General features: G+C 39.8%; 17 protein-coding genes and 3 rRNA genes. 3 read left to right on the forward strand and 17 right to left on the reverse strand.

Going from position 1 to position 26,125, the window contains the following annotated elements; genetic code table 11:
* Window positions 1–400 precede the first annotated feature (400 nt).
* The 9 genes from rrf to CCK98_RS30280 all read right to left on the reverse strand — a co-directional run bounded on the left by rrf (window position 401) and on the right by CCK98_RS30280 (window position 12,123).
* Window positions 401–517 (reverse strand): 5S ribosomal RNA (rrf, locus tag CCK98_RS30245).
* Window positions 518–592: 75 nt separating this feature from the next.
* Window positions 593–3,528 (reverse strand): 23S ribosomal RNA (locus CCK98_RS30250).
* Window positions 3,529–3,722: 194 nt separating this feature from the next.
* Window positions 3,723–5,272: ribosomal RNA gene (locus CCK98_RS30255) — 16S ribosomal RNA — on the reverse strand.
* Together the 16S, 23S and 5S rRNA genes form the textbook arrangement of a ribosomal RNA operon.
* A 512-nt stretch (window positions 5,273–5,784) precedes the next feature.
* Complete coding sequence (locus CCK98_RS35750) at window positions 5,785–5,943, reverse strand: hypothetical protein (RefSeq protein ID WP_179195969.1); 159 nt, start codon at window positions 5,941–5,943, stop codon at window positions 5,785–5,787.
* A gap of 405 nt (window positions 5,944–6,348) precedes the next feature.
* Window positions 6,349–8,517, reverse strand: a complete 2,169-nt coding sequence (locus tag CCK98_RS30260; protein WP_088089965.1) for a transglycosylase domain-containing protein — start codon at window positions 8,515–8,517, stop codon at window positions 6,349–6,351.
* A gap of 253 nt (window positions 8,518–8,770) precedes the next feature.
* A complete protein-coding gene (locus tag CCK98_RS30265; protein WP_179195970.1) occupies window positions 8,771–9,901 on the reverse strand; it encodes an SH3 domain-containing protein in 1,131 nt (376 codons plus the stop codon).
* Window positions 9,902–10,288: 387 nt separating this feature from the next.
* Complete coding sequence (locus CCK98_RS30270) at window positions 10,289–10,966, reverse strand: M50 family metallopeptidase (protein WP_256942596.1); 678 nt, start codon at window positions 10,964–10,966, stop codon at window positions 10,289–10,291.
* 79 nt (window positions 10,967–11,045) lie between these two features.
* A complete protein-coding gene (locus CCK98_RS30275; RefSeq protein ID WP_179195971.1) occupies window positions 11,046–11,717 on the reverse strand; it encodes a PspA/IM30 family protein in 672 nt (223 codons plus the stop codon).
* 1 nt (window position 11,718) lies between these two features.
* The gene (locus CCK98_RS30280) at window positions 11,719–12,123 is read right to left on the reverse strand and encodes a hypothetical protein (protein WP_088089969.1); all 405 of its coding nucleotides are present in this window, start codon (window positions 12,121–12,123) and stop codon (window positions 11,719–11,721) included.
* A gap of 818 nt (window positions 12,124–12,941) precedes the next feature.
* Between CCK98_RS30280 and CCK98_RS30285 the strand changes: the two genes are divergently transcribed.
* A complete protein-coding gene (locus CCK98_RS30285; RefSeq protein WP_142292210.1) occupies window positions 12,942–13,067 on the forward strand; it encodes a YvrJ family protein in 126 nt (41 codons plus the stop codon).
* 153 nt (window positions 13,068–13,220) lie between these two features.
* Here the strand turns inward: CCK98_RS30285 and CCK98_RS30290 are convergent, their stop codons facing one another.
* The 8 genes from CCK98_RS30290 to CCK98_RS30325 all read right to left on the reverse strand — a co-directional run bounded on the left by CCK98_RS30290 (window position 13,221) and on the right by CCK98_RS30325 (window position 22,343).
* Complete coding sequence (locus tag CCK98_RS30290; protein ID WP_179195972.1) at window positions 13,221–14,978, reverse strand: alpha-amylase family glycosyl hydrolase; 1,758 nt, start codon at window positions 14,976–14,978, stop codon at window positions 13,221–13,223.
* A 205-nt stretch (window positions 14,979–15,183) separates the two neighbouring features.
* On the reverse strand, window positions 15,184–16,233 hold the full coding sequence (locus CCK98_RS30295; protein WP_088089971.1) for a Gfo/Idh/MocA family protein: 1,050 nt from the start codon (window positions 16,231–16,233) through the stop codon (window positions 15,184–15,186).
* A gap of 27 nt (window positions 16,234–16,260) precedes the next feature.
* The gene (locus CCK98_RS30300; RefSeq protein WP_088089972.1) at window positions 16,261–16,989 is read right to left on the reverse strand and encodes a ThuA domain-containing protein; all 729 of its coding nucleotides are present in this window, start codon (window positions 16,987–16,989) and stop codon (window positions 16,261–16,263) included.
* Window positions 16,990–17,074: 85 nt separating this feature from the next.
* On the reverse strand, window positions 17,075–18,139 hold the full coding sequence (locus CCK98_RS30305; RefSeq protein ID WP_088089973.1) for a Gfo/Idh/MocA family protein: 1,065 nt from the start codon (window positions 18,137–18,139) through the stop codon (window positions 17,075–17,077).
* Window positions 18,136–18,804, reverse strand: a complete 669-nt coding sequence (locus CCK98_RS30310) for a YesL family protein (protein WP_088089974.1) — start codon at window positions 18,802–18,804, stop codon at window positions 18,136–18,138. The genes CCK98_RS30305 and CCK98_RS30310 overlap by 4 nt, the downstream gene beginning before the upstream one ends.
* Window positions 18,805–18,955: 151 nt before the next feature.
* Complete coding sequence (locus CCK98_RS30315; protein WP_256942496.1) at window positions 18,956–20,497, reverse strand: extracellular solute-binding protein; 1,542 nt, start codon at window positions 20,495–20,497, stop codon at window positions 18,956–18,958.
* Between the two features lie 16 nt (window positions 20,498–20,513).
* The gene (locus CCK98_RS30320; protein WP_088089975.1) at window positions 20,514–21,434 is read right to left on the reverse strand and encodes a carbohydrate ABC transporter permease; all 921 of its coding nucleotides are present in this window, start codon (window positions 21,432–21,434) and stop codon (window positions 20,514–20,516) included.
* 15 nt (window positions 21,435–21,449) lie between these two features.
* Complete coding sequence (locus tag CCK98_RS30325; RefSeq protein ID WP_373408550.1) at window positions 21,450–22,343, reverse strand: ABC transporter permease; 894 nt, start codon at window positions 22,341–22,343, stop codon at window positions 21,450–21,452.
* A 313-nt stretch (window positions 22,344–22,656) separates the two neighbouring features.
* On the opposite strand from CCK98_RS30325, the gene CCK98_RS30330 reads away from it, so the two are divergent.
* Window positions 22,657–24,363 (forward strand): sensor histidine kinase, encoded by a 1,707-nt coding sequence (locus CCK98_RS30330; protein WP_088089977.1) that lies wholly within the window; start codon window positions 22,657–22,659, stop codon window positions 24,361–24,363.
* A 5-nt stretch (window positions 24,364–24,368) separates the two neighbouring features.
* Window positions 24,369–26,006 carry a response regulator gene (locus CCK98_RS30335; RefSeq protein WP_088089978.1) on the forward strand — a complete coding sequence of 546 codons (1,638 nt, stop codon included), beginning with the start codon at window positions 24,369–24,371 and terminating at the stop codon, window positions 26,004–26,006.
* Window positions 26,007–26,125 lie beyond the last annotated feature (119 nt).

A 26,125-nucleotide genomic window follows, 5' to 3' on the forward strand; every position in this document is an offset into this window, starting at 1 on the left:
ATTAACAATAAAAGTCCAGACTTCAAGTAGCAATAGAATGGGCGTAAGTCATTTAGATATTCCAGTGGATATAAAATTATTCCATTGAAAAGGGGTCAGGTCCTCACTACAAAAATTCTTAACGTAGTGAGGACCTGACCCCTTTTTTAGCAGATAATTCCCATGGCCTGCTGTTAATGGCATGACGGTATAATACGATTAAAAAGCCAGTCACAAGACTGGCTCAGCTAACATTCTTTCCAAATTTACAGGGATAACCCTCTTTCTCAGGCCTTTCCAGATACCTCATTTAGTAAAACATTTACTTACTGTCCACATCTCATTTAATATTTGGTGGTGACAGGCATTGGAATTACATGCGGAAAACAAAAAAACAACCTTTTCAGGTTGTCTTTAATGTGCCTGGCAACGTCCTACTCTCACAGGGACGCGTGTCCCAACTACCATCGGCGCTGAGAAGCTTAACTTCCGTGTTCGGTATGGGAACGGGTGTGACCTTCTCGCCATTGCTGCCAGACTATTTTTTTAGAGGAATCATTCCCTCAAAACTAGATAATGCAGAAGAAGTTGTAAAAACAAGTTGCCTTAAAAATTGGTTAAGTCCTCGAACGATTAGTATCAGTCAGCTCCACATGTTACCACGCTTCCACCTCTGACCTATCAACCTGATCATCTTTCAGGGTTCTTACTAGCTTGCGCTATGGGAAATCTCATCTTGAGGGGGGCTTCATGCTTAGATGCTTTCAGCACTTATCCCGTCCGCACATAGCTACCCAGCGATGCCCTTGGCAGAACAACTGGTACACCAGCGGTGCGTCCATCCCGGTCCTCTCGTACTAAGGACAGCTCCTCTCAAATTTCCTGCGCCCACGACGGATAGGGACCGAACTGTCTCACGACGTTCTGAACCCAGCTCGCGTACCGCTTTAATGGGCGAACAGCCCAACCCTTGGGACCGACTACAGCCCCAGGATGCGATGAGCCGACATCGAGGTGCCAAACCTCCCCGTCGATGTGGACTCTTGGGGGAGATAAGCCTGTTATCCCCGGGGTAGCTTTTATCCGTTGAGCGATGGCCCTTCCATGCGGAACCACCGGATCACTAAGCCCGACTTTCGTCCCTGCTCGACTTGTAGGTCTCGCAGTCAAGCTCCCTTGTGCCTTTACACTCTGCGAATGATTTCCAACCATTCTGAGGGAACCTTTGGGCGCCTCCGTTACTCTTTAGGAGGCGACCGCCCCAGTCAAACTGCCCACCTGACACTGTCTCCCACCCCGATCAGGGGTGCGGGTTAGAATTTCAATACAGCCAGGGTAGTATCCCACCGACGCCTCCACCGAAGCTAGCGCTCCGGCTTCTCAGGCTCCTACCTATCCTGTACAAGCTGTACCAAAATTCAATATCAGGCTACAGTAAAGCTCCACGGGGTCTTTCCGTCCTGTCGCGGGTAACCTGCATCTTCACAGGTACTATAATTTCACCGAGTCTCTCGTTGAGACAGTGCCCAGATCGTTACGCCTTTCGTGCGGGTCGGAACTTACCCGACAAGGAATTTCGCTACCTTAGGACCGTTATAGTTACGGCCGCCGTTTACTGGGGCTTCGATTCAGAGCTTCGCTTGCGCTAACCCCTCCTCTTAACCTTCCAGCACCGGGCAGGCGTCAGCCCCTATACTTCGCCTTGCGGCTTCGCAGAGACCTGTGTTTTTGCTAAACAGTCGCCTGGGCCTATTCACTGCGGCTCTTCGAGGCTATTCACCTCAAAAAGCACCCCTTCTCCCGAAGTTACGGGGTCATTTTGCCGAGTTCCTTAACGAGAGTTCTCTCGCTCACCTTAGGATTCTCTCCTCGCCTACCTGTGTCGGTTTGCGGTACGGGCACCTTTTATCTCGCTAGAGGCTTTTCTTGGCAGTGTGGAATCAGGAACTTCGGTACTAAATTTCCCTCGCTATCACAGCTCAGCCTTATGCGAGAAGCGGATTTGCCTACTTCTCAGCCTAACTGCTTAGACGCGCATATCCAACAGCGCGCTTACCCTATCCTCCTGCGTCCCCCCATTGCTCAAACGATAAAGAGGTGGTACAGGAATATCAACCTGTTGTCCATCGCCTACGCCTTTCGGCCTCGGCTTAGGTCCCGACTAACCCTGAGCGGACGAGCCTTCCTCAGGAAACCTTAGGCATTCGGTGGATGAGATTCTCACTCATCTTTCGCTACTCATACCGGCATTCTCACTTCTAAGCGCTCCACCAGTCCTTACGGTCTAGCTTCAACGCCCTTAGAACGCTCTCCTACCACTGACATCTAAGATGTCAATCCACAGCTTCGGTGATACGTTTAGCCCCGGTACATTTTCGGCGCAGAGTCATTCGACCAGTGAGCTATTACGCACTCTTTAAATGGTGGCTGCTTCTAAGCCAACATCCTGGTTGTCTAAACAACTCCACATCCTTTTCCACTTAACGTATACTTTGGGACCTTAGCTGGTGGTCTGGGCTGTTTCCCTTTTGACTACGGATCTTATCACTCGCAGTCTGACTCCCACGGATAAGTCTTTGGCATTCGGAGTTTGTCTGAATTCGGTAACCCGATGAGGGCCCCTAGTCCAAACAGTGCTCTACCTCCAAGACTCTTACTACGTGAGGCTAGCCCTAAAGCTATTTCGGAGAGAACCAGCTATCTCCAAGTTCGATTGGAATTTCTCCGCTACCCACACCTCATCCCCGCACTTTTCAACGTGCGTGGGTTCGGGCCTCCATCCAGTGTTACCTGGACTTCACCCTGGACATGGGTAGATCACCTGGTTTCGGGTCTACGACCACATACTCATACGCCCTATTCAGACTCGCTTTCGCTGCGGCTCCGTCTCTTCAACTTAACCTTGCATGGGATCGTAACTCGCCGGTTCATTCTACAAAAGGCACGCTATCACCCATTAACGGGCTCTAACTACTTGTAGGCACACGGTTTCAGGAACTATTTCACTCCCCTTCCGGGGTGCTTTTCACCTTTCCCTCACGGTACTGGTTCACTATCGGTCACTAGGGAGTATTTAGCCTTGGGAGATGGTCCTCCCTGCTTCCGACCGGATTTCTCGTGTCCGGCCGTACTCAGGATCCACTCAGGAGGGAACGAAGTTTCGACTACAGGGTTTTTACCTTCTATGACGGACCTTTCCAGATCGCTTCATCTACCCCGTTCCTTTGTAACTCCATGTTGAGTGTCCTACAACCCCAAGAGGCAAGCCTCTTGGTTTGGGCTATGTCCCGTTTCGCTCGCCGCTACTCAGGGAATCGCGTTTGCTTTCTCTTCCTCCGGGTACTTAGATGTTTCAGTTCCCCGGGTATGCCTTCAATACCCTATGTATTCAGGTAAAGATACTGTTCCATTACGAACAGTGGGTTCCCCCATTCGGAAATCTCCGGATCAAAGCTTACTTACAGCTCCCCGAAGCATATCGGTGTTAGTCCCGTCCTTCATCGGCTCCTAGTGCCAAGGCATTCACCGTGCGCCCTTTCTAACTTAACCTAAAAGGTTTGTTTCTTCTTATTTAATAAGAAATGGCATTGACTCGGTTCTTACATTGACTTCTTCATTACGATTATCTAGTTTTCAAAGAACGAAAGTGACTTGAGAGAATTGCACTCTCAAAACTAAACAAACAAGAAACGTCAATCGAACAAACTGTTTTGTCTGGCTCATATGTCCAGCTTTATCCTTAGAAAGGAGGTGATCCAGCCGCACCTTCCGATACGGCTACCTTGTTACGACTTCACCCCAATCATCTGTCCCACCTTAGGCGGCTGGCTCCTTACGGTTACCCCACCGACTTCGGGTGTTACAAACTCTCGTGGTGTGACGGGCGGTGTGTACAAGGCCCGGGAACGTATTCACCGCGGCATGCTGATCCGCGATTACTAGCGATTCCGGCTTCATGCAGGCGAGTTGCAGCCTGCAATCCGAACTGAGAATGGTTTTATGGGATTGGCTAAACCTCGCGGTCTTGCAGCCCTTTGTACCATCCATTGTAGCACGTGTGTAGCCCAGGTCATAAGGGGCATGATGATTTGACGTCATCCCCACCTTCCTCCGGTTTGTCACCGGCAGTCACCTTAGAGTGCCCAACTAAATGCTGGCAACTAAGATCAAGGGTTGCGCTCGTTGCGGGACTTAACCCAACATCTCACGACACGAGCTGACGACAACCATGCACCACCTGTCACTCTGTCCCCCGAAGGGGAACGTCCTATCTCTAGGAGTGTCAGAGGATGTCAAGACCTGGTAAGGTTCTTCGCGTTGCTTCGAATTAAACCACATGCTCCACCGCTTGTGCGGGCCCCCGTCAATTCCTTTGAGTTTCAGCCTTGCGGCCGTACTCCCCAGGCGGAGTGCTTAATGCGTTAGCTGCAGCACTAAGGGGCGGAAACCCCCTAACACTTAGCACTCATCGTTTACGGCGTGGACTACCAGGGTATCTAATCCTGTTTGCTCCCCACGCTTTCGCGCCTCAGCGTCAGTTACAGACCAGAAAGCCGCCTTCGCCACTGGTGTTCCTCCACATCTCTACGCATTTCACCGCTACACGTGGAATTCCGCTTTCCTCTTCTGCACTCAAGTCCCCCAGTTTCCAATGACCCTCCACGGTTGAGCCGTGGGCTTTCACATCAGACTTAAAGGACCGCCTGCGCGCGCTTTACGCCCAATAATTCCGGACAACGCTTGCCACCTACGTATTACCGCGGCTGCTGGCACGTAGTTAGCCGTGGCTTTCTGGTTAGGTACCGTCAAGGTACCGGCAGTTACTCCGGTACTTGTTCTTCCCTAACAACAGAGCTTTACGACCCGAAGGCCTTCATCGCTCACGCGGCGTTGCTCCATCAGACTTTCGTCCATTGTGGAAGATTCCCTACTGCTGCCTCCCGTAGGAGTCTGGGCCGTGTCTCAGTCCCAGTGTGGCCGATCACCCTCTCAGGTCGGCTACGCATCGTCGCCTTGGTGAGCCGTTACCTCACCAACTAGCTAATGCGCCGCGGGCCCATCTGTAAGTGTCAGCCGAAACCGACTTTCAGCTTTTCCTCATGAGAGGAAAAGGATTATCCGGTATTAGCACCGGTTTCCCGGTGTTATCCCAGTCTTACAGGCAGGTTGCCCACGTGTTACTCACCCGTCCGCCGCTAACCAACAGGAGCAAGCTCCTATTGATTCGCTCGACTTGCATGTATTAGGCACGCCGCCAGCGTTCGTCCTGAGCCAGGATCAAACTCTCCAAGAAAGTTGATTAGCTCATTTTGTTACGTTGGCTCATGTTCTTCATATTAATAGAAGAAACACGATTTTTTTATTGTTTGTTGACGTTTTTGTTTGTTTAGTTTTCAAAGAACAATTTATCATGTCAGAAGCGACATTTATTATTATATCGAATCTCAATTACTATGTCAATATAATATTTTATTTTTTTGTTCTCACTTTCAACGAATTTGACAGCCGTTAAAAGCAACTTCCTTATAATAGCACCTTCGATTCACATATGCAACAGAAAGTTTTTCTTTTTTTATAGAGAGTTCATTTCCTCAAAAACCTTTTTTGAGATAACAATACCTGATCTATTTAAATCAACAACCAAAACCGGTTTCACATGAAGTCAAAGAATAAACCATTCAATAATAATTGAGAAAACCTGAATATCATAAGAAGACCACCGAATAGGTCCCTTCAAAGAAAGCCGCGTTTTACCTGCGCCTCAGACCTAGTGGGACCTTGGAGAGTTTGGTAACCCAAATAGACTTAGTTTATATAGTGCACATTCGCTGATATATCTGTGATTCCCGCTGATAAAATGCTAGATTCGCTGATAAATCTGTGTTTTCCGCTGATAAAATGGTCCAGTTCGCTGATATTCTTCAATGATTCATAGATAGGGAGCTCAGTTTGACCAATTTCCACGCTTTCACCCCCCTCAGCCACTCCAGATTCTCAATAGGAGAGAGTTTATTTGCCCAATTTTAGGTTTTGTTTGCGAAACCAGACCATTTGTTTGCGAAACCCAAGAAATTAATAGATACATAGTTCTTGCGCCAACAAATTCCTAATTGGGAGGAGTGAAGATTATTTTAGTGACTCATAAAGTACGAAGTACCCATTAGAGTCTTTTTATTGTTTAATAGAGGTTAATAACCTAGACCTAATAATACAAAACAACCCTTACCTACATGTGTAGATAAGGGTTGTTCTAATGCTTTGAACTTCTTTAGAATCCTGACTGACGGTGCCTGACACTTAGGAATCTATCAATCTTCGACAAAATCCGGCGCGTGACAGGCACCGGGATTCCCGCGACTGTCTCCGGGATTAATGCTTCCCTTTCTCTTTCCCTTTCCCTTGATGATTTTTCCGTTGCTCTTTTTGTTGTTTCGCTTCTTCTTTTTGCTTTTTCCCATTCCCACCATCTTCACTAACCTGTTTTTCTTTTTTGATAATAGGTTTTGGTGGTACTTCTGCAGAATTGACCCCTTTAATATACAGTTCATTATTTACTCGATAGACACTGTTTGGCTCCTGAAAACGAGATGAATCTGTTCCAAATGACTGCATCATGGCTTTAAACATATACTGCGAAATTTTCTGCGTATTTGCGACCATATAGTTACCATTACCGTTTTGTGCGTATCCGGTCCAGACCGCCATTGTGTATTGCGGGGTATATCCTGCAAACCAGCTATCATTTGTCGCGTTGGTCGGGTATCCAAATTTAGCTCTAGTCTCTGCATTAAAATTGGTTGTACCTGTCTTCCCTGCAACATCTAGGTTAAGAACATTCGCTGTTGTACCTGTCCCATCATTTACGACTGTGCGTAACATATCCGTCACCATATACGCTGTGTAATCCTGCATGACACGTTTTGATTTCTCCGTAAAATTCACTACTTTGCCATTCGGAAGTACCACTTTTTGAACAAAATGCGGTTTATTGTAGTTGCCGTTATTTCCAAAAGCACTGTAGGCCCCTGCCATGGCTAAAGGACTTACGGTATTGCTTCCAATCGAATAGGATTCATATACTTGGTTATCTTTAAAAGTAATGCCGAGTTTTTCTGCAAAGTTCTTTGCCTGATCCATTCCAACCTCCCGCATCGTGAGAAGAGCAGGAATATTATAAGATTTTTTCAGTGCACTCCGTATCGTCAGCATTCCGTGATATTGATGGTCCCAGTTGGAAATCGGCTCGCCGGTTGAATAGGAGGTATTCTGGTCATTGATTAGATGTGCAGTGGACCATTTCAAATTTTCAATCGCAGGGCCATAATCAAAAATCGGCTTAAATGTTGAGCCTGGTTGACGTTTGATATCAACTGCAAAGTTGTTACCTAGAAACTCTGCTTTATAGTCGTTTCGCCCGCTGCCGATCGCCCTGACTTCACCAGTTTTGGTATCTAAAAAGACGAAAGCTCCCTGAAAACCTGCATCTGGATAGGCAATGATTTCATTGGTGTTCAACATTTTGTCTGCATAATCCTGTGCTTTTGGATTTAGGGTAGTATAGATAGATAATCCATCCTTACTGATGTCTACATCCTTCAGTTTACCCTTTACCTCTTTTACAACTGCATCTAAAAACGCTTCGTAAGGCATACTTTGTTGCGTGCTTTTTAATACAAGTCCCTCAGTAACTGGAACTTTTGAAGCTTCCTGCAATTGTTTCTCTGTTATATAACCATCTCTAAGCATCGAACGTAAGACAATACTACGACGTTTTGTGGCTGCTTCTTTGTTTTCTGGCTTGGTCGGATCATAGTTATTCGGACTCTGCGGCAGTCCAGCTAACATGGCTGCCTGCGCGAGCGTCAATTTTTTCAAATCATTTGCTTCAATACCATAGTAACTCTTGGCGGCAGCAGCTACTCCGTAAGAGCGGTTTCCAAGGTAAATTTTGTTTAAGTACATCATTAAAATATCGTGCTTGGAATATTTCTGTTCCAACTGATACGCCAAGTCCCATTCTTGCACTTTTCGCTTTAATGTTTTCTCTGGAGTCAAAAAGGAATTCTTTATCACTTGCTGAGTAATGGTACTACCGCCCTGTGATCCGAAATCTCCGGTTAAGTTAACAAAAATGGCCTTGGCCGTCCTTTTGATATCGATCCCTTGATGCTCATAAAAATGGGAATCTTCCGTGGCAATAAACGCTTGCTCGAGCACTTTCGGAACTTGCTCATACGCAATTTTTGTTCGCTTTTCCTTCCCGTACTCATAAATAAAATTTCCGCTCTCATCATAGAATTTTGTAGAAAGTGGATCCACCAGCTTAGAATCATCCAAGTTAGGCGTATCCTTGATCATTGAAGCGAACGATATAGCTCCTGCTCCTGTTGAAACAAGTCCAAGAACGAGACAGACAATGATTACTTTTTTCAATAATGATCCTTTTTTCTTCGGTATTCGCTGACTTCTTTGTTGATTCTGTCTTGCGTTTTCCGCTTGTTTTCGTTCCTCACGAGATTGATAGGTCTCTTCTGGCATTCTTCTTCTCTCCCATGTCTATTTATAGTTACGCAAAGTTGATTTTAATGGAGGTATTGATTAGTTATTAAAATGGATAAGAATATTTAGGCCGTTGTACTTCCTTCACTAAGACGTATAAAGGGAAATCTTCTCCCTTCAACCAACTATTTATAGAATTTCGTAAGTGGTCTTACATTTATGAGGGAATCAGGAATAATTTTTTCTTTCAATTGGCTACGGAAAAAAATAAAAGCTCCCAAAGGAAGCTCTTTTACTTTAATTCGTAAATTCTGTTAGGGTTGTTATAACCTACAGATAAAACTGGTTTTTCCTTTGTACCGGAGATCGCTAATCCTTCACTCTCACCCGTATATGGAAGTTTGATGATGTTTGTGATTTTCCCGGTATAATCCATAACGGTTATTTTGTTGTTTGTATAGAAATAGATCTTTTTGTTATAAATCTCCATTCCTTGAGGAATTCCCTGATTTGAGACGGAGAACTGCTTTATGATCTTACCATTGAAATCAGTTACACTAAAGGTTGGATTTCCTATATTGCTGCTTGCGGAATGAATCACTAACATATCGCTATCATTATCGATTCCTAAAAGTGCTGCTTTTCCTAGCTTACTTAGGTCGATTTGTTTTACAATGTATGGCTTAGTTGCATCCATATTTACTTCATAAACAATGACTGGGTTACTTCCGCCGCCATTAGCTGCATAAATATGATTATCTTTTGGTCGGAACGATAATTCAGCACTATGGCCGATGGGTAGAGGGCCAGAGCTTTTTACTAATACACCCTTTTGTGTATACTTGTTTATCATTCCATGATTGTTTCCCACATCGAACCCTATGTAGTAAAAACCATCGTGGTATGCTAATCCTTGCATATTTGCTGTTGAATTAACCAAAAACGCAGTTGAGTCTGTTGCCTTCCAAGCAGTGGGGTTAACCGGTATCGTTGCTGGTAAAACTACCGGTTTTGATACTGGTTTAGGTACTGGTTTAGGCACTGACTTAGATACTGGCTTAGGTACTGGTTGACTTTTATATACACTAGTTAAATATTTGGAGCTAACATATCCAATGTGCTTGTTAACAATCACATTTGCCCAAGTACCTTTATATGAACGCACAGACACTTTTGTACCTTTTTTTAGATAACTAATTGCTTTATAGTTCACGCTGGGACCGTTTCGTAAGGTTAGCAAATTTGCTGTCACAACTTTAGTTTGTAAGGTGCTTGCAGTAGCCTTAGATGGCAAACTCATAGACGTTACAATAGCTATGATTAAAGCTGCCATAAGGATACTCGATAATGACCTTTTTGGCTTATTAATAGGTGAATACTTGTTGACTAGTAAATTCATTCTAATATATTTAGCTACTTCCATTTTATCCGCTCCCATTGAACTATCTCTTCGAATAAGGATTTTTTTCCATTACCATTTTACCAATAATGATCGATAAATTTCTACACAACCTTTTGACAATTTAAAACATCTAACGACATTTCCACTACCTATTAAATCCCAATACTCTTTGGAAGTTTAATATGCCCATAAAGTTTCACCAAGCCTTGCTTAAATTGTTAAACAAATTGAAAAAGCCCTAACCGAATGATCGGATAGGACTTCATGTATTAAATTCAGCTTGCAGCTCAAAATTAATTTGCATGTGAATACCTTCAATTTCTTTTCTTTGTTATCCTTTATTTCTTTAATAATTAACTGCAGTAGTTGTTAAAAAAGACCACGGTAATCAATTGATTAACAAATTTTTCAAAAACTAAACGGAAAACTGATAAAATTCTGTACTAAAAAGTAGCCGACACAAGCCGTCTGTCCGGCCAGAGTTAGCCCCAAAACAACGGCTGGAACTAATTTCGTTTGAACCAGCGCCGCCTTTCTCTTCGGGTTGCTTCTCGACATAAACGCTTGTTTACACACCTGAACCCCACCAATAATAGATTGAACAAATAGAACCGAGGCTAGGAATATACTCATATGAACGAGCACCATTTCGAAGTTAATATTCACAGGTAAAACCGTTTCATAGCGGAAATAGATGAACGAAGCCAATAAGACAGCAATGGAAAGTCCCCAGATCACCCCAAATGCGTTGCGAATCCACAACAATAAGGCAAGAACACTAAGCCCTAAATACAGATAAATAACCAAATGATAGTGACCTCTCGAAACTAAATAAAACAATCCAATTGCTGCCACCGAAGCCCCCGTATAGCCTGCATACGAAATGAGCGCTTTTTTAAAGGGGGAAGTATGATTCCCAGTTGTCTGGCCTGAACCATCTCGATTCAGATGGATTTTACTACCTTCCAAGCAGGCACTGATCACGAGATGGACCAAGTTATGGAAATGGGCTAAATAGACCCTGATAAAAGGAAGCCCGCTCCCCACCAACGCTACACCCAGGTAAATAAGAATCAGCGTTGTCATATTCAATCTAAACCCTCCTCTCTATGCTAGATAGAATGAAAAGCACCAGACCAAAACGGTGGTGCTTCACAAACTTGAATTATAAGACCGCCACTTTTTCATACTTTAACTTTTCAATTTCCTTATTGAGCTCTTCATCGCTCACAAAGCTGCTGTTTGCTGCCTCAAACTGAGCTAATGGAGTCGCAAATTGATTGCCTGCCTGTACTTCTGCTTCCATCATTAAGATCCGCTCTTCGGCACGGGCTACACCTCTCGCAATATCATCAGTATGGAAAGAAACCGTCGCTTTCTGAATTTGCTTCATTGACTGAGCCACATTCGCACGTGAAGCTAACAAGATTTTCTTTTGCTGCATTTGGTTGTACGTTTCCTTCAACTCGTCCAATTTTCCGATGAGGATTTGGGTTTGTCCCTTAATCGACTCGTATTGCTCCTCATATAGTTGTAGCTGGCGGTCATGGTTGAGCTTTTCTTGCACCGCCAATTTGGCCATGGCCTCGTCCCCTTGTTCAATCGCCAGTTTAGCCTGACGAGTACGCTTGTCCACTAATGCTTTCGTTTCCGAAATGAGTGCCGCTTGTTTTTTCTCTACAAAAATTTGCCTAGCTAGGGCTTTCTGACCTTTGACAATTTCCTGTTCCATTTCCCTAGAATACTCATTTAACATCGCAATCGGATCTTCGATACCGTCTAATAGTCCGTTAATTTCCGCCATTGTAATTGTCTTTAATCTTTTAAAAATACCCATGTTATTCATTCTCCTTTTTAGTTACTAAATTTTTTTCCCATTGATCTAAAACGCTAGCATTCTGGTTGGTTACCGGGATATGCGAGCCTACCACAGAGGTGTTAATAAACTGTTGCATAGAGGAAGCTTTCGACTTCTTTCTAAGCCATCTTACGAATAGTACTAGAGCAGCTAGTCCAATAATTAGGAAGAGCCAAGGGAATCCTCCGTCATGGTGAGCGCCATTCATCATTTGGTGGCCCCCGCCAAATCCGCCACGGCCTCCCATTTCACCGGGACCATGTCCATGAGGACCTCTTGCATAAGCACTGCTCCCTCCTAGTAGAAAGTGGAGTACGTTAATCACTAGTACCGTAGAGGCAATGATCACACCCCAGAAAATACCCTTTTTCACTTTTGTATTCATCTCTTTATCTCCTTTCGTTATCTGATGTAATGAATATTAATAGAGAATGGTGAAAACTTGGTGAAAAGAGAAAGCTAGCAATTAAGTTTTTTATTTAGGGTGGGAAATCTACCAAAAAAAGTTTCAGTTTCTTACTATTAAGCTATTACTCCTAAATTCGCTCATAAAAACACTAAATTCGCCCATTAAAGCCCAAAATTCGCCCACAAACTCGAAGATTCGCTCATAAAACTCAAAAATCCGCCCATTAAAGGGACAAGTCGTTATATAAATCATAAATGCTCAACTATCGAAGTGTAATTTTACACAAAATATCATTTTAACGAGCTTCTCCATGAGTTATCCTCTCAAACTTCAGATCCTTATTACGTAATTATTGCTTCTTATTACATATTTTTTGACTCTTACTACACCTTTTCTGAGTCTTACTACATATTTTCTAAAACTTACGACATTTACTGGATAATAATTAGGAATTCTCTCAAACTTCAGATTAATACCACACATTATTAGGTTCTAACTTAGTAGTTTCGGAGATTCATTCGCTGATAAGATGCTAGTTTCGCTGATAAAATGGTCCAGTTCGCTGATATCCTTCAATCAATCGCTGATAAGCTGCTCATTGTGCTAATTTTCCCCCTCCTGGCTCCCACATCCGCCTATAAGTTAGCTTTATTTGCGCAAATTTGGCTTTTATTTGCGGGATCGTCTACTAAATCTCGAAAACTCTATTAAAATGCCCTGAGAGAAGCTATCCTCCAGGGCATTTTTCAATTTAATTAATATTTTCTTCTCCCTACCCTGTCCTTTTTACTAAGTTGATTCCAATCATCAGCCAGGTGGGATTCCCCATCGTTGTGACGCTCTATTTACTTTACCGAATTGAAGCAAAGCATGATCTAGTCGTCCAGACGATACAGGAGCGGATGCGGGAGCGGACATAAAAAAGAGAAGCCACCTAGGCTCTACTATCAGGTAGATCCGAGGTGGTTTCTTGTCTTTATTCTCTCATTTTACACAATCTAAAAACCTGGCAATCTTCGACAAAACTCGGGTGGTGACAGGCACGGGAATTTCTTGCACCAGAACCTAACAACTTATTTAACTATAATTTGACAAGCCCACGGTTCCAAATCGAACGGTTGTTGATTTTTCATTTTAAAGATTTCCTGTGAAGGGAACAACTTATAATTGCCCACAGACTTTGAATCCATAATCACACTCCCAGAAACATGATCTGCAGATAGATTCACTACTACAATTACCTTTGAATCACCTTTTTCCCGTTCAAATGCAAGTATATGTTCGTCAGAAGTGTCTAATAAACGAATCTCTCCACCAGCTGTTCCATTCCATAGTGCCTTATTTTCCTTTTTAAGGCGAACTAAATCCTGATAGAACTTTTGCATAGACAAATCTTTCCAAGAGATTTCATCTCTATCAAAAAACGCTAACCTCTTGTCAAGTCCAGCTTCTTGACCTGAATAAATTAACGGTATACCTGGTAAAGTAAAGGTTAAAGCTGCCATCGTTTTTTCAGATTCACCGAACAATTCGGATGTAGTGCCCTCCCAGGCATTTATATCATGATTAGTAAGAAAATTCATTGAATAAGAACCTTTTGGATAAAGTCGCTCCATACTATCAATATATGACTTCACATTCTTTGCACCCTTTTTTCCAGCTGCAATATCCCTCATCATATAATGAAGTGTCCAACCATAGTTAGAATTGAACGCTTTATCTAACAAACTATAGGTTGTATTATCTTCCGCTAACATATACACTGGTTTTATTTTATCGAGTTGTTTTCGGGCTGTCTCCCAAAAATCTACAGGAACACCCCCAGCATAATCGGCACGATACCCATCAATGTCTGCTTCTTTAACCCAATATTCCATCGCATCGATCATTGCTGCACGCATATCCGAATTATTATAATTCAAATCCGCAACATCCAACCAATTTGTACCTGCAGGATGAGTGATGTTTCCCTCATTGTCAAGTGTGTACCATTCTTTATTTTTTGTCCAAATATTATCCATTCCTGTATGATTACCTACCCAGTCAAGCATGACCTTGAATCCCATACTATGCGCCTTCTTCACCAAGCTTTTGAAATCTTCTATCGTCCCAAAATCTGGATTCACGGCTTTATAATCTTGGACAGCGTAAGGTGAGCCTAACGTTCCAACCCGTCCTTCTTTGGAAATCGGTTGAATAGGCATAAACCACAATATTTTCACACCTAATTTCTTTAATCGGGGTAGATGCGCTTCAAATGCCTTAAAAGTTCCTTCAGAAGTATATTGTCTGACATTCACTTCATAAATTGTTGCATCTTTCGACCATTCTGGGAAATGAGCTTTACTCTTTTCCACTTGCGATCCATCAGGGGAAGTGTACACAAAGTCATCTCCTTCTGTTATATACAACTCTTTATATTCACCAAACTGAGTGAAACCCTTCGCATCACCGTCTTTCTCTCCGGTTGCACGATTTACAACAATGAAATTTATACTTGCTGGATTATCTTTTAATTTCACATCCACATATGCCCCATATTCGTCTACCTGAGTATTAGAAAAAGCAATAGCACCTGTTGGCCAGACACCGACTTCTGCTGAAGGAGTCGCAACATCCCCCCATAACCAAAGACCCCAAATATCGTAATTTTTATCCGCTCTTTCATAATGAATTCTTATTGTATTATCAGGGATAGTTGTAGAATCTGATTGTTGTACCTTCACCTGCTCAGCGCTAGCAGAATTAGAAAATGGAAGTTTCCCAATAGAAAATACCATAACCAATAACATCATAAGTACTGAAACTTTATTGAAGAACCTTTTCAACATAACTTCCTCCTTCTTTTATAAGAGTTCTAGTTTAGTGCAGAAATTTTGTAAGCCAGGAATTCTTTTTCTCCTTTGTTTTTCTATAATTCCTAGTTTTGAAACAAAAAAGAAGTCATACATCCGCATAAAAACACTATTAAGTTCACTTATACTTTTTCAATTACCTCCCTAAAGAGGATATGTATTCTTGATACACCTAGCTTAATTATTTCACTAACACTCCCTGCTTTTGTAAGGAAACAATTTGTTTCGTTTCCTGTGACTCAAGCGCGGCTAAAATAACCTGCAGTGATTTCATGCCTTCTTCACCTGTAACCGCTGGCTCTTTATCATAAAGAATAGCATCCACAAACTGCTCCACAATATGAGAGTTATTTTGACCACCCTCTGCATTGGACTGTATTTTCCCTAGCTCATAGTTCACAACTTCACCTGTTGCATACTGCACCACTAAAGAATATGTTGGATTATCCTCTAGTCGAAGAATCGCTTTCTCACCATAAATAATGGTTGAGTTATCTTCTTTACTCACATACGCCCAGCTTGCTGCAAGCGTGCCAATAATACCACTTTCGGTTTTCAGTACACACACTGCATTATCATCTACATCTGCGAAATCTTTTGCACTTGTTTCCACAAATGCTCCCACTTCTGTTATTTCTTCCCCAAGCAAATAACGCAGCAAGTCAGTTTTATGAACACCTAGATCACCCATCGCGCCAACAAACGCCTTTTCTTTTTGGAAGAACCATCCTTCTTTCCCTTCTACACTCCAGCCTTCTGGTCCACCATGACCAAACGCAGTACGGAAGCTGTAAATTTTTCCGATTTCACCGCTTTCTATCAACTGCCGTGCTTTTTGATGAGATTGAACAAAACGCTGGTTGTGAGCAATCATTAACTTTTTGCCGCTTTGTTTCGCTGCCTCAATCATCGCCTCTGCTTCTTCTTTTGATGTTGCCATTGGCTTTTCGCATAGAACGTGCACACCTGCATGTAAGGCAGCAATCGAGATTGGTGCGTGCAAATAGTTTGGTGTACATACACTCACCGCTTCTACTTCACCGCTTTTCAATAACTCTTCATAGCTTGTATAGCCTTTTACCCCGTATTTTTCGGCTACTTTTGCTGCACGTTCTTTATTAATATCACAAACTGCCACAAGCTCTACATGTTTATTAAACGCATATTCTGGCAAATGACGATGCTGAGCAATACTTCCGCATCCGATTATGCCTACTTTTAGAGTTTCCATTGTTCTTTTCCCCACGGATTCCCTAAATTAGTTTACTTTCACTGCAATTTTTTCTAATGGCTGCGCATTTCCGTAGACAGGGCGATTACGCTCTACAGGCTGAGCCCATTTCACTGCATTCACAATCACACGTTGAATGTCTTTGTTATAATACGTTGGATAGGTTTCATGTCCCGGTCTGAAATAAAATACTTTGCCGTTGCCCCTTGTATAGGTGCAGCCGCTTCGAAATACTTCGCCGCCTTCAAACCAGCTTGTAAAAATAAGCTCCTCTGGTGCCGGGATATCAAAATGCTCACCATACATTTCTTCTTTTTCAAGTTCAATAAACTCCCCAATTCCTTCGACGATCGGATGGCTTGGAGCTACAACCCACAGACGTTCTTTCTCATCCGCTTCACGCCATTTCAAGTCACAGCTTGTCCCCATTAATGTTTTGAAGATTTTGGAGAAATGACCAGAATGAAGAACAATCAGTCCCATTCCATCCAACACGCGCTGCTGTACTTTCGAAACGACTTCATCACTTACTTCACCATGTGCAAGATGTCCCCACCAAATGAGTACGTCTGTGTTATTTAATACGTCAACTGTTAAACCGTGCTCTGGCTCATCCAATGTAGCCGTTCCTGCTTGAAATCCTGCTTCTGTTAAAAATCCAGCAATCGCACCATGAATGCCATTCGGATAAATTTCGCTTACAACCGGATTTTTTTGTTCATGACGATTTTCATTCCATACTGTTACCTTTATCATCTTTTCTTCCTCCATTTTCATTAACAATATAAGTACTCTAGTTTTCTACGTTTTGTATAGAAAACGACACTTTGCTCCAATCGAATCAATCAACATTTACAACGTGCCCTTTTTCTGCAGAAATGATGATCCGATCAATTACCTTTTGATTTTTGTATCCATCGTTAAAAGTAGGCATATTATGACTTTCGTTATATAAGATTAATTCAGCAAAGTCACTTAAAATTGTCTTATGATATTTCTCTGGTACTCTTACTGTTTTCAAAACAGGGTTCTCTTCCGATTTACCTTTAACATAAATATCAATTTCATTTGGACGCTCAATATTCACATGGATCGTTCCGCAATCCCCGAATAATGTAACTTCAAGCTGATTCGATGATCCAATGGCATTTCTTGTGGTGACAAAATTTCCTACTACACTATTTCCAAGAATCGCCTGGAAACTTGTAAAATCATCCACGTCAACCCGTCTCTCTTCCCCAGTAATAGGATCTAACCGTCTATCAACAAAGGTTTTCATCAATGCTGAGACTGAATGGAATTCTCCTACAAAAAACCGAGCACTATCAATCATGTGAGCTCCCAAATCGCCCAATGCTCCTGTACCTGTAATTGATTTATTAAACCGCCATAAATACGGAACTTTGAATAAAGGCGCTCCAAACGATTGTTGGTATCGTACATCAATATGACGTATTTGACCTATTGTATCTTCTTCTAATAATTTTTTTGCGTATTGAAAAGATGGGGTATAACGATGAATGAATCCTATCATGCAAGGAATTGGATTTTTCTTATATAAAAGATTCAGATTCTCTGCTTCTTCAAAATTCAATGTAAATGGTTTTTCAGCTAAGATTGGTTTTTGATGTAAGATACATAACTCCAGGATTTTAGCATGTAGGTTATTAGGAACAACAGAGATTATGGCATCAACATTAGGAGAGGCAATGATCTCTTCAATATTATTGAAGCGTTTATCCTGCCTAATGCCTTCCTCCTCACCGATTTTGTTTAAAATATCTTGATTAATATCACAAATTGCACCCACTTGAATCGAATCTAATTTAGAAATGTTCCTAAGATAAAAATTTGACATCCCACCAAGACCAATTACCCCAACAGTCACTACTTTATTGCGAATCATATGTTCACTCCTTCTTTTAACAGATTTTTTTCCTCTACATTCCTACATTCATATTTTGAAAACACTTTTCTAAACATATAGGAATTTATAAAAGCTAATAACGCAAATCCTCCAAAAGTTCCTATATATAACACGGATAGGAACCCTATAACCGAAGAAAACAGAAAAGTAACTGGAACAAAGGTCAAAACGATTAATAACAGCAGACTTGGAAAATTGGAAATTCCTATTAATAATGAATTTAATAGGGACTGTTTAATCGTATTTTCAAATCTGGCCATATAAGGGAAAATAAAAAGCAGGATGCAAAGAAAAACAAATCCAAAAAGGATTAACACACTTGTGAAAAATATCCTAAGCACTCCATTAAGATTTCCTAAAAGATAGAAATCTGCTAGAAGGATAAAACCTGCGGCCAACATTATGAACCAAACAATAGTACTTTGGGTAAAATTCTTTTTAAAAGATAGAATAAAGCTCTTAAATAGATAACTCTCTTCATTCCTTGCCATTTTAATAGTTACAGAATATAAGGCAGTAATGGAAGTTCCAATGGTTAGGATCGGAATACAAAAGAGTATGAATAAAAAGTTTAATATGACAATATCAACTGCTCTTGATAAGAATTTAATCAATGGACTATTCAACTGAAATAATTGACTCATTTTTTTGCCGCCCCTTTCTAGATAAACCGTTATTGACCGTCCAATGTTGACTCTCTTCTTTGCATACACAACAGCCGGCCGCGCGATAATCACGTGAACCGGCTGTCATTTCGATCAAGAGCTTAAAAGAGGTTTTTTTGGTAATGTCCTTTTATTTAAGATTTTTTTGGTATCTATCAAACGCTTTCTTCTGAATTTTCACATATTCATCTAAGCCCATTTGTTTTAATTGGGAAATATATGAATCCCACTCTTTAGTAGCTCCACCCTCAACAACCCATTTAGATTGCATAGAATTCACATAAGATGTAAGGTCCGTATTTAATGCACTTAATTGGTTCATCTCTTCTGCTGTATAAGAAACATTTGGAAATTGTTCTCTTGCATACTTATTAATTTGTTTATCTAATTCAAGCTTCAATCCATCTCCACCATTAGTTGGTAATATTACTTTTTCGTTAAAACCTTCCCCGATAAATTTAGGACCAAAATCACGGAATGAGTTAACCCAAGCAAAAATATCTGCAGACTCACCTTTCGGAGCATCTAATACTTTGTATGTTCCGTCATCATTCTTTTCAACCCCGACACCGAACGAACCGTAGAACGTTTGAATACTTGCATCTTCTGTGTAGAATTGGTCTGCCCATTTTAATAATTTAGCAGGATCCTTCGCTTTTGTTGTAATCATAAACTCATCTCTAGAATAAATTGGTGCATCCGTCATGGCATAACGTTGTCCATCTGGACCTTCTAGTGCAGGTAATTGAACATACTCACTTGCATTTGGTCCAAATGTGGCGTCAGGCGTCCAACCAGAGGATACTCCCACCAAGGAACCTTTTTCATCTTTCCGTTTTGCTTCAGCCATTGAGGTATCTTGTGTAAATAACTCTTTATCAATTAGTCCTTCTGCATACGCTTTATGCATCCATTCAATACCTTCTTTAAAAGCTTCTTCAGTTGGCATAAAGACTGGCTTTCCATCTTTTACAGTCATAGAAGTGGAATAGCTGCCTTTAGGCAAACCAAATGGTAAAATGAACCCCAGAACATCACCTTGATAAGCAATTTCATCATTTGGGTCCCCGTTTCCATTTGCATCTTTTTCCTTGAATGCTTTTAAAACGGTATAAAACTCTTCATATGTTTCAGGTATGGACAGACCCAAATTATCCAGCCATTTTTGATTGATGTACAAGGAATTTCCTGCAATTGGTCTTAAAGGAAGCTTCTTCGGCAAACTATAAATGTGTCCATCAGGAGATGTAGCCATAGCACGTAATGTAGGGTCCGCTTCAAATGCTGCTTTTAAATTCGGCATGTTTTTTTCAATCAAATCTTCTAGAGGAATAAACATGCTCTGGTTCTTAGCTATATCTGCATCCGTTAGCGTAATAGACCCCCAAAATGCATCCGGTAAATCTCCTCCAGCTAATAATACTGACTTTTTGTCTGGCCATTCAGAATTCAAATACGTATCCCAATCAATTGAAATTCCTGCTTTTTTTTCAGTTTCTGCAACAAACCCTTTTAAGTAGTCGTCTCCCCAATCGGCCCAACGAACGGTCGCAATTTTATACGTTCCATCTTCATTAGATTTAGAACTAGATGAAGTATTACTACAGCCAACTATTAAACTAGCCGCCAACGTTAAATTCATGACGATTCCTAATTTTCTCTTAAGCATCATTTTTTCCCCCAATAGATTATTCTTTAATTGAACCAACCATAACACCTTGATTAAAATACTTTTGTAAAAATGGATACAAACACATGATAGGAACAGTGGAGACGACAATTGCTGCATACTTCATCATCTCTGATAATCTCCTTAATTCCGATGCTAAATCTCCTGAGGCAGTTCCCAAAAGGGACTGATTCGATATCAAAATTCTTCGAAGTATCAATTGAAGCGGTTGCAAATCTTCATTTGTAATATAAATTAATGCATTAAACCAAGAGTTCCATATCCCGACTGCTGTCCAAAGACCGATAACGGCTAAAATTGCCTTTGATAATGGCAGCACCATCGTGAGAAAATATCTAAAGGTCCCGCAGCCATCAATCTGCGCTGCTTCCCAAAGAGTCTCAGGAATACTCTGTTTAAAGAATGTCCTTGCGATAATAATGTTGAAAGATGACACGGCAAACGGTAACACCATAACCCAGAAGGTATCTAATAATCCAAAAGCTTTCACGACTAAATAAGTTGGAACTAACCCACCGCCGATGAACATCGGAATAATAATGAACAACGATATCCACTTTCTTCCAAACAACTCTTGCCTTGATAATGCATAACCTGCTGGAATGTTTACAACTAATGCAATAAATGTTCCGACAACGGTATAGATGATGGTATTTAGATATCCTTTCCAAACGATATCTTGTTTAAATAATTCCATATACCCATCTAATTTCCACTCTTCGGGCCAAAACCAGACCTTTCCATTTAAAACATCGGCAGGATTACTAAATGAGGCGATAATAATAAACCAAAGTGGATAAATAATCATCAAGATCATTAGTACCGCGAATCCATACACGGCAAAATCAAAAATTCGATCTTTCCAACTCTTTTGAGCTCTCGTTTTATTAAAAAACTTTTTGTTTATTAATAGTTCCATTGCCTTACCTCCCTTCTAAAGCAAGCTTGTTTTCGTAAGTTTCTTAGACATATAATTCACTAATAGTAAGATAATGATATTGACTACAGTATTGAATAACCCAATGGCAGTTGATAAGCTGTATTGGAAATTCTGTATCCCTATTTTATAAACATATGTAGATATGATTTCACTTCCAGGTAAGTTTAATTGATTTTGTAATAAAAAGACTTTTTCAAATCCGACACTCAAAAGACTGCCTGCTCGTAAGATCAATAAAATCATTGCGGTAGGTAAAAGTAAGGGTAAATCAATATGACGAATTTTTTGCATTTTGCTCGCACCATCCATGGTAGCAGCTTCATAATAGGTAGGATCAATGGCTGATAGAGCTGCTAAGAAAATAATACTATCCCAGCCTAAATGCTGCCAAACATCGCTCCATACATAGATACTGCTAAAAAATGATGGATTTGATAATAGGTTGGGCATTTCGATTCCAATTAATCCTAACAAATTAGCAATCAATCCATTGCTTGGTGACAAGAAAATCAAGATCATTCCACACATAACCATTGTAGAAATGAAATGCGGTAAATAGGTTGTGACTTGAAATACCTTTTTAAACAGTCCGATACGAATTTGATTACAAAGTATGGCTAACGTAATCGGTAATGGAAACCCTACCAAAATACTGTATAAACTGATATACAATGTATTTTTTAACGTCAGATCAAATTGATAGGAATGAAAATATTGAATAAAATGCTTGAATCCTACCCAGGGGCTTCCCCATATCCCTAATGCTGGTGAATAATCTTTAAAGGCCATTACTAATCCGTACATAGGAATGTAAGTAAAACAGATTAATAATATAATGGAAGGTAATAGTAAAACATATAAAGGGCCGCTTTTCTTAAACTGTCTCATCCATTTAGATGTTTTGCTTTCGTTCGATAGGACGGCGGCATTCGTAAATCGTTGCGAAGCAAGTGTACTTTTCACATGATTCCCTCCTTTATTTGATATACCTATTATAAGAAAGCGCATTCACAATAAATAGAAATAAACCGACCATTCGTAATACTATTTAGTGCAAATGGAGACATTCTCTTAAGTAAATTTAACGAAATAGCACTATTCAGTCCTTTTACAGCTATTCAATCGCTTTCTTGACGTTTTTTTGCTAGAAACTGCAAGTTTATACTATATATAATGAGGATAGTACAGGAGTTGAAAAAAGTTGCGGTTACCTTTTGGAAAAAATCCATCCTATTCCATTAATTATTATTCGAAAATGCTTATTATCATTTTAATTTGTATTTTCCTAATCAATTGCGTTGTTAGTGTCATAACAATCTCTATTACGAGACAACAAAGCATTGATTACATTGAAAATACTTTTAACCTTTATTTAAAGGACACACAAAAAAGGCTTAATGCAATCGATCATTTTATGATTTGGACTGTTAAGAATGAACCATTAATTGGAGATATCGAAGATGCTCAAGGTGTAGATGAATTCTCCACTAGCCTTAGCAATTTCAGAACGAGAGTAAACGATTTTCAATACTCTACCGGAAAAGAATATCAGTTCTTCTTAGCATTAAAAAAGGAGAACCTCTTTTTTAATAGTTCTCCCATTAAAATCAACTATTCTGATTACCTTAAAATGAAAAAAACTTTAATGTCAGAAACGAAAACGTTAAATAATTATGAGAACATAAAAACCTGGCAATCTCTTAAGCTGAATAATAAATTCTATTTATATCATTTAATCGAATACCAAAATAGAGTATTTATTTGTTTGGTTTCAGTAGATGATATCCTTTCGCCTTTACAAGACATCAAATTAGGAAAGAACGGCTCGATTATTATGGAACAGGATGAATATGTTTTTCTTTCTAACTCAAATCCGGTTCATTTATTGAAAAAAGAGGAACCCGGTACACTTTTCAATAGTCACCTGTTTTTTGATGAGGAAGACACATCACTCCCCTTTTCCCTACATGTAACCGTTGATCATTTTGGTGCTTTTGAAAAAGTCATTTTAGCTCAATTAACTATTATAACAGCAACCATTTTTATTAGTTTGATTTTGTTCCTTATGCTGCTCTATATAAAGAAAAAGGTCATATCCCCCGTTCAAGCTTTTTCTAAAAATCTTGCTGATATAAATAACAATAATGAAATCATTGATTTTGAAACCAGTAGTATTAAAGAGCTTGAAGAAGCAAATGTCCAATTCAGAGGGCTGATCAGTGAAATAAAAAAACTAAAAGTAAATATTTATGAGCAAGAAATTGAAAAGAATAAAATACAAATGGATTTTATGAAATTACAGATAAAACCCCATTTTTATCTAAATTGTTTAACGACCATATATAGTATGGCTCAAATGAAAATGTATAACGAAATTATAGAAATGGCATCATCCACAGCTAAATATTTCAGATATTTATTTCAAACAAACCAAGACTTTGTCAAACTAGAGAAGGAATTAGAGCATATAAATGATTATTTGGCTATTCAAAAATTAGTTCATGGACCCGCTTTTCTTTTTGAAAGATTTATCGAACCTGATATAGACCAAGCGAAAATTCCGCCTTTAGTCATCCAAACATTCATTGAAAATACGGTTAAATATTGCGTTTCTTTAGATGAAGAAATGAGCATTTTCATAAGTATTTATCATGTTAATATGAATAACAATAAATTCATTAAAATCACGATAAAGGATACGGGCCCAGGATTCCCTCCTGATATACTAGATAAGCTTCAGAACAATATTCCTTTAATCAATAGAAAAGGAAATCAAATCGGGATCAACAATGTAGTTCAAAGGCTTCGACTATTGTATGGGGGAGAGTTTTCGATAAAATTTTCTAACGATCCTGATGGCGGTGCCAGAATAATGCTAATGATCCCTTACCTTATGTACGAGGAGTGAGCGGTATGAATGTGTTGATTGTTGACGATGATCGCTTTGTCGTTTCTGCTTTAGAACAAAAAATGGATTGGGCCTCTTTAGGCATCGAGCAAATTTACACCGCTAACAATATTCGTCAAGCAAAGAGAATATTTGATCACTATACAATCCATATTCTCATTAGCGATATAGAAATGCCACAAGGCAGCGGTCTTGAATTATTAGCGTGGATACGATCAGAGGGATTTAATGTCCAAGCTATCTTTTTAACGAATTTTGCGGACTTTAACTACGCACAAAAAGCGATAGAACTTCAAAGCTTTGAATATTATTTAAAACCAATTGAATTTGATAAACTAGAATTAATCATAAAAAAAGCTATAAAAAAAGTAAATGTAAGTCAAATAAATGAAGATGCGATGAAAGTTGGACATTACTGGCAACAAAATAAAGAAAAACTCGTAGACCATTTTTGGTACACTTATTTAAAAGACAATCACTCATTATCTAGCGAAGAACTACAAGAACAACTGGGAATCCATAATATAGATTATTCTATGGATGATTGTTTTTTACCACTAATACTTGACTTTTTCCCATATAAATTAGTTGAGAATAACGAAATCATTTCACTATTTGATAAAGAAAATGCTCTTGAAAAAAGGTTGAAATCTATAATAATTGAATCCTTCAAAGACAGCCCTATTTGTTTAGATGGTTTCCTGCAACTAAACACAAATAAAGACGAGTATCTCGCTATTTTTAGATTACTAGATTGTACGATTGAACCATCTTCAAGGGATTTGATTTCTTCTTGTCAGCAGACAATTGCAGTTATTAACAATCAATTACATTGTGATGCACAATGTAATTTAGGTATCTCAGGTCCTTTAGACAACATTCAATCCATAGTGAAGAAACTCAAAGTGGTCCGTGAAGAAATGTTCGATTATAGAAACAAAACCTTTTGTTTAAAAACTCACAAAATAAGCGACAAAAAATATGCTGAACCCAATGTGCAATTATTGGAGCAATATCTCCAAACTGGCAATAGATTAAGTTTCATTAATAAGTGCTACCAATACCTTACAAACTTATTAGATAAAAATGAGTTAAATCATAATGTGATGTGTAGTTTTAGACTAGATATTACTCAGTTAATCTATACTCATTTAAAGAAAAAAGAAATTCTTGCGAATAAGTTATTCCAAGGGAAGATTGGTGATTTTTTACTAGAACAATCTTCAAGATCTATAGACGATTTAATGATTTATATTTCCTATTTAGTAGATGTTTCTCTAGACTATATGGCATTTACTAACTCACAGAAATCAGTTGTAAAGACTATTTGTGATTATATTGATCAAAATTATCAAGAAAATATCACGAGAACGAACTTAGCTAAAACGGTCTATCTTAGCCCAGATTATATCGCTAGAATATTTAAAAAGGAAACGGGAATATCACTGGTCAATTATATTATTAAAAAGAGAGTCGACATCGCAAAAGACTTACTGATGAATACAGATCTTCCTGTTCATTTAATTTCTGATAAAGTAGGATATGAAAATTACTCCTATTTTACGAAGCTTTTTAAGAAAGAAACCAATTATACTCCAGTAGACTATCGAAAAATAGCCCATTCAAAAAGAGAAACCACCTAGCCTCTACTATCTAGTAGTTCCAAGGTGGTTTCTTGTCTTTATTCTTTCATGTTCCACCATCTAAAAAACCTAGTAATTTCCGACAAAAGTCGGGGCGCGACAGGCACCGACTTCTATTT

This window comes from Bacillus sp. OV166 (assembly GCF_900177675.1).
GTDB lineage: Bacteria > Bacillota > Bacilli > Bacillales > Cytobacillaceae > Neobacillus.

What these genes read in the sequence shown, in the direction of transcription:
- CCK98_RS30280 (WP_088089969.1), bottom strand. Translation starts at nt 12,123, where the DNA reads ATGAATACAAAAGTGAAAAAGGGTATTTTCTGGGGTGTGATCATTGCC.
- CCK98_RS30275 (WP_179195971.1), bottom strand. Translation starts at nt 11,717, where the DNA reads ATGGGTATTTTTAAAAGATTAAAGACAATTACAATGGCGGAAATTAAC.
- CCK98_RS30290 (WP_179195972.1), bottom strand. Translation starts at nt 14,978, where the DNA reads ATGTTGAAAAGGTTCTTCAATAAAGTTTCAGTACTTATGATGTTATTG.
- CCK98_RS30260 (WP_088089965.1), bottom strand. Translation starts at nt 8,517, where the DNA reads ATGCCAGAAGAGACCTATCAATCTCGTGAGGAACGAAAACAAGCGGAA.
- CCK98_RS30265 (WP_179195970.1), bottom strand. Translation starts at nt 9,901, where the DNA reads ATGGAAGTAGCTAAATATATTAGAATGAATTTACTAGTCAACAAGTAT.
- CCK98_RS30335 (WP_088089978.1), top strand. Translation starts at nt 24,369, where the DNA reads ATGAATGTGTTGATTGTTGACGATGATCGCTTTGTCGTTTCTGCTTTA.
- CCK98_RS30310 (WP_088089974.1), bottom strand. Translation starts at nt 18,804, where the DNA reads ATGAGTCAATTATTTCAGTTGAATAGTCCATTGATTAAATTCTTATCA.
- CCK98_RS30325 (WP_373408550.1), bottom strand. Translation starts at nt 22,343, where the DNA reads ATGAGACAGTTTAAGAAAAGCGGCCCTTTATATGTTTTACTATTACCT.
- CCK98_RS30300 (WP_088089972.1), bottom strand. Translation starts at nt 16,989, where the DNA reads ATGATAAAGGTAACAGTATGGAATGAAAATCGTCATGAACAAAAAAAT.
- CCK98_RS30315 (WP_256942496.1), bottom strand. Translation starts at nt 20,497, where the DNA reads ATGATGCTTAAGAGAAAATTAGGAATCGTCATGAATTTAACGTTGGCG.
- CCK98_RS30320 (WP_088089975.1), bottom strand. Translation starts at nt 21,434, where the DNA reads ATGGAACTATTAATAAACAAAAAGTTTTTTAATAAAACGAGAGCTCAA.
- CCK98_RS30305 (WP_088089973.1), bottom strand. Translation starts at nt 18,139, where the DNA reads ATGATTCGCAATAAAGTAGTGACTGTTGGGGTAATTGGTCTTGGTGGG.
- CCK98_RS30295 (WP_088089971.1), bottom strand. Translation starts at nt 16,233, where the DNA reads ATGGAAACTCTAAAAGTAGGCATAATCGGATGCGGAAGTATTGCTCAG.
- CCK98_RS30270 (WP_256942596.1), bottom strand. Translation starts at nt 10,966, where the DNA reads ATGACAACGCTGATTCTTATTTACCTGGGTGTAGCGTTGGTGGGGAGC.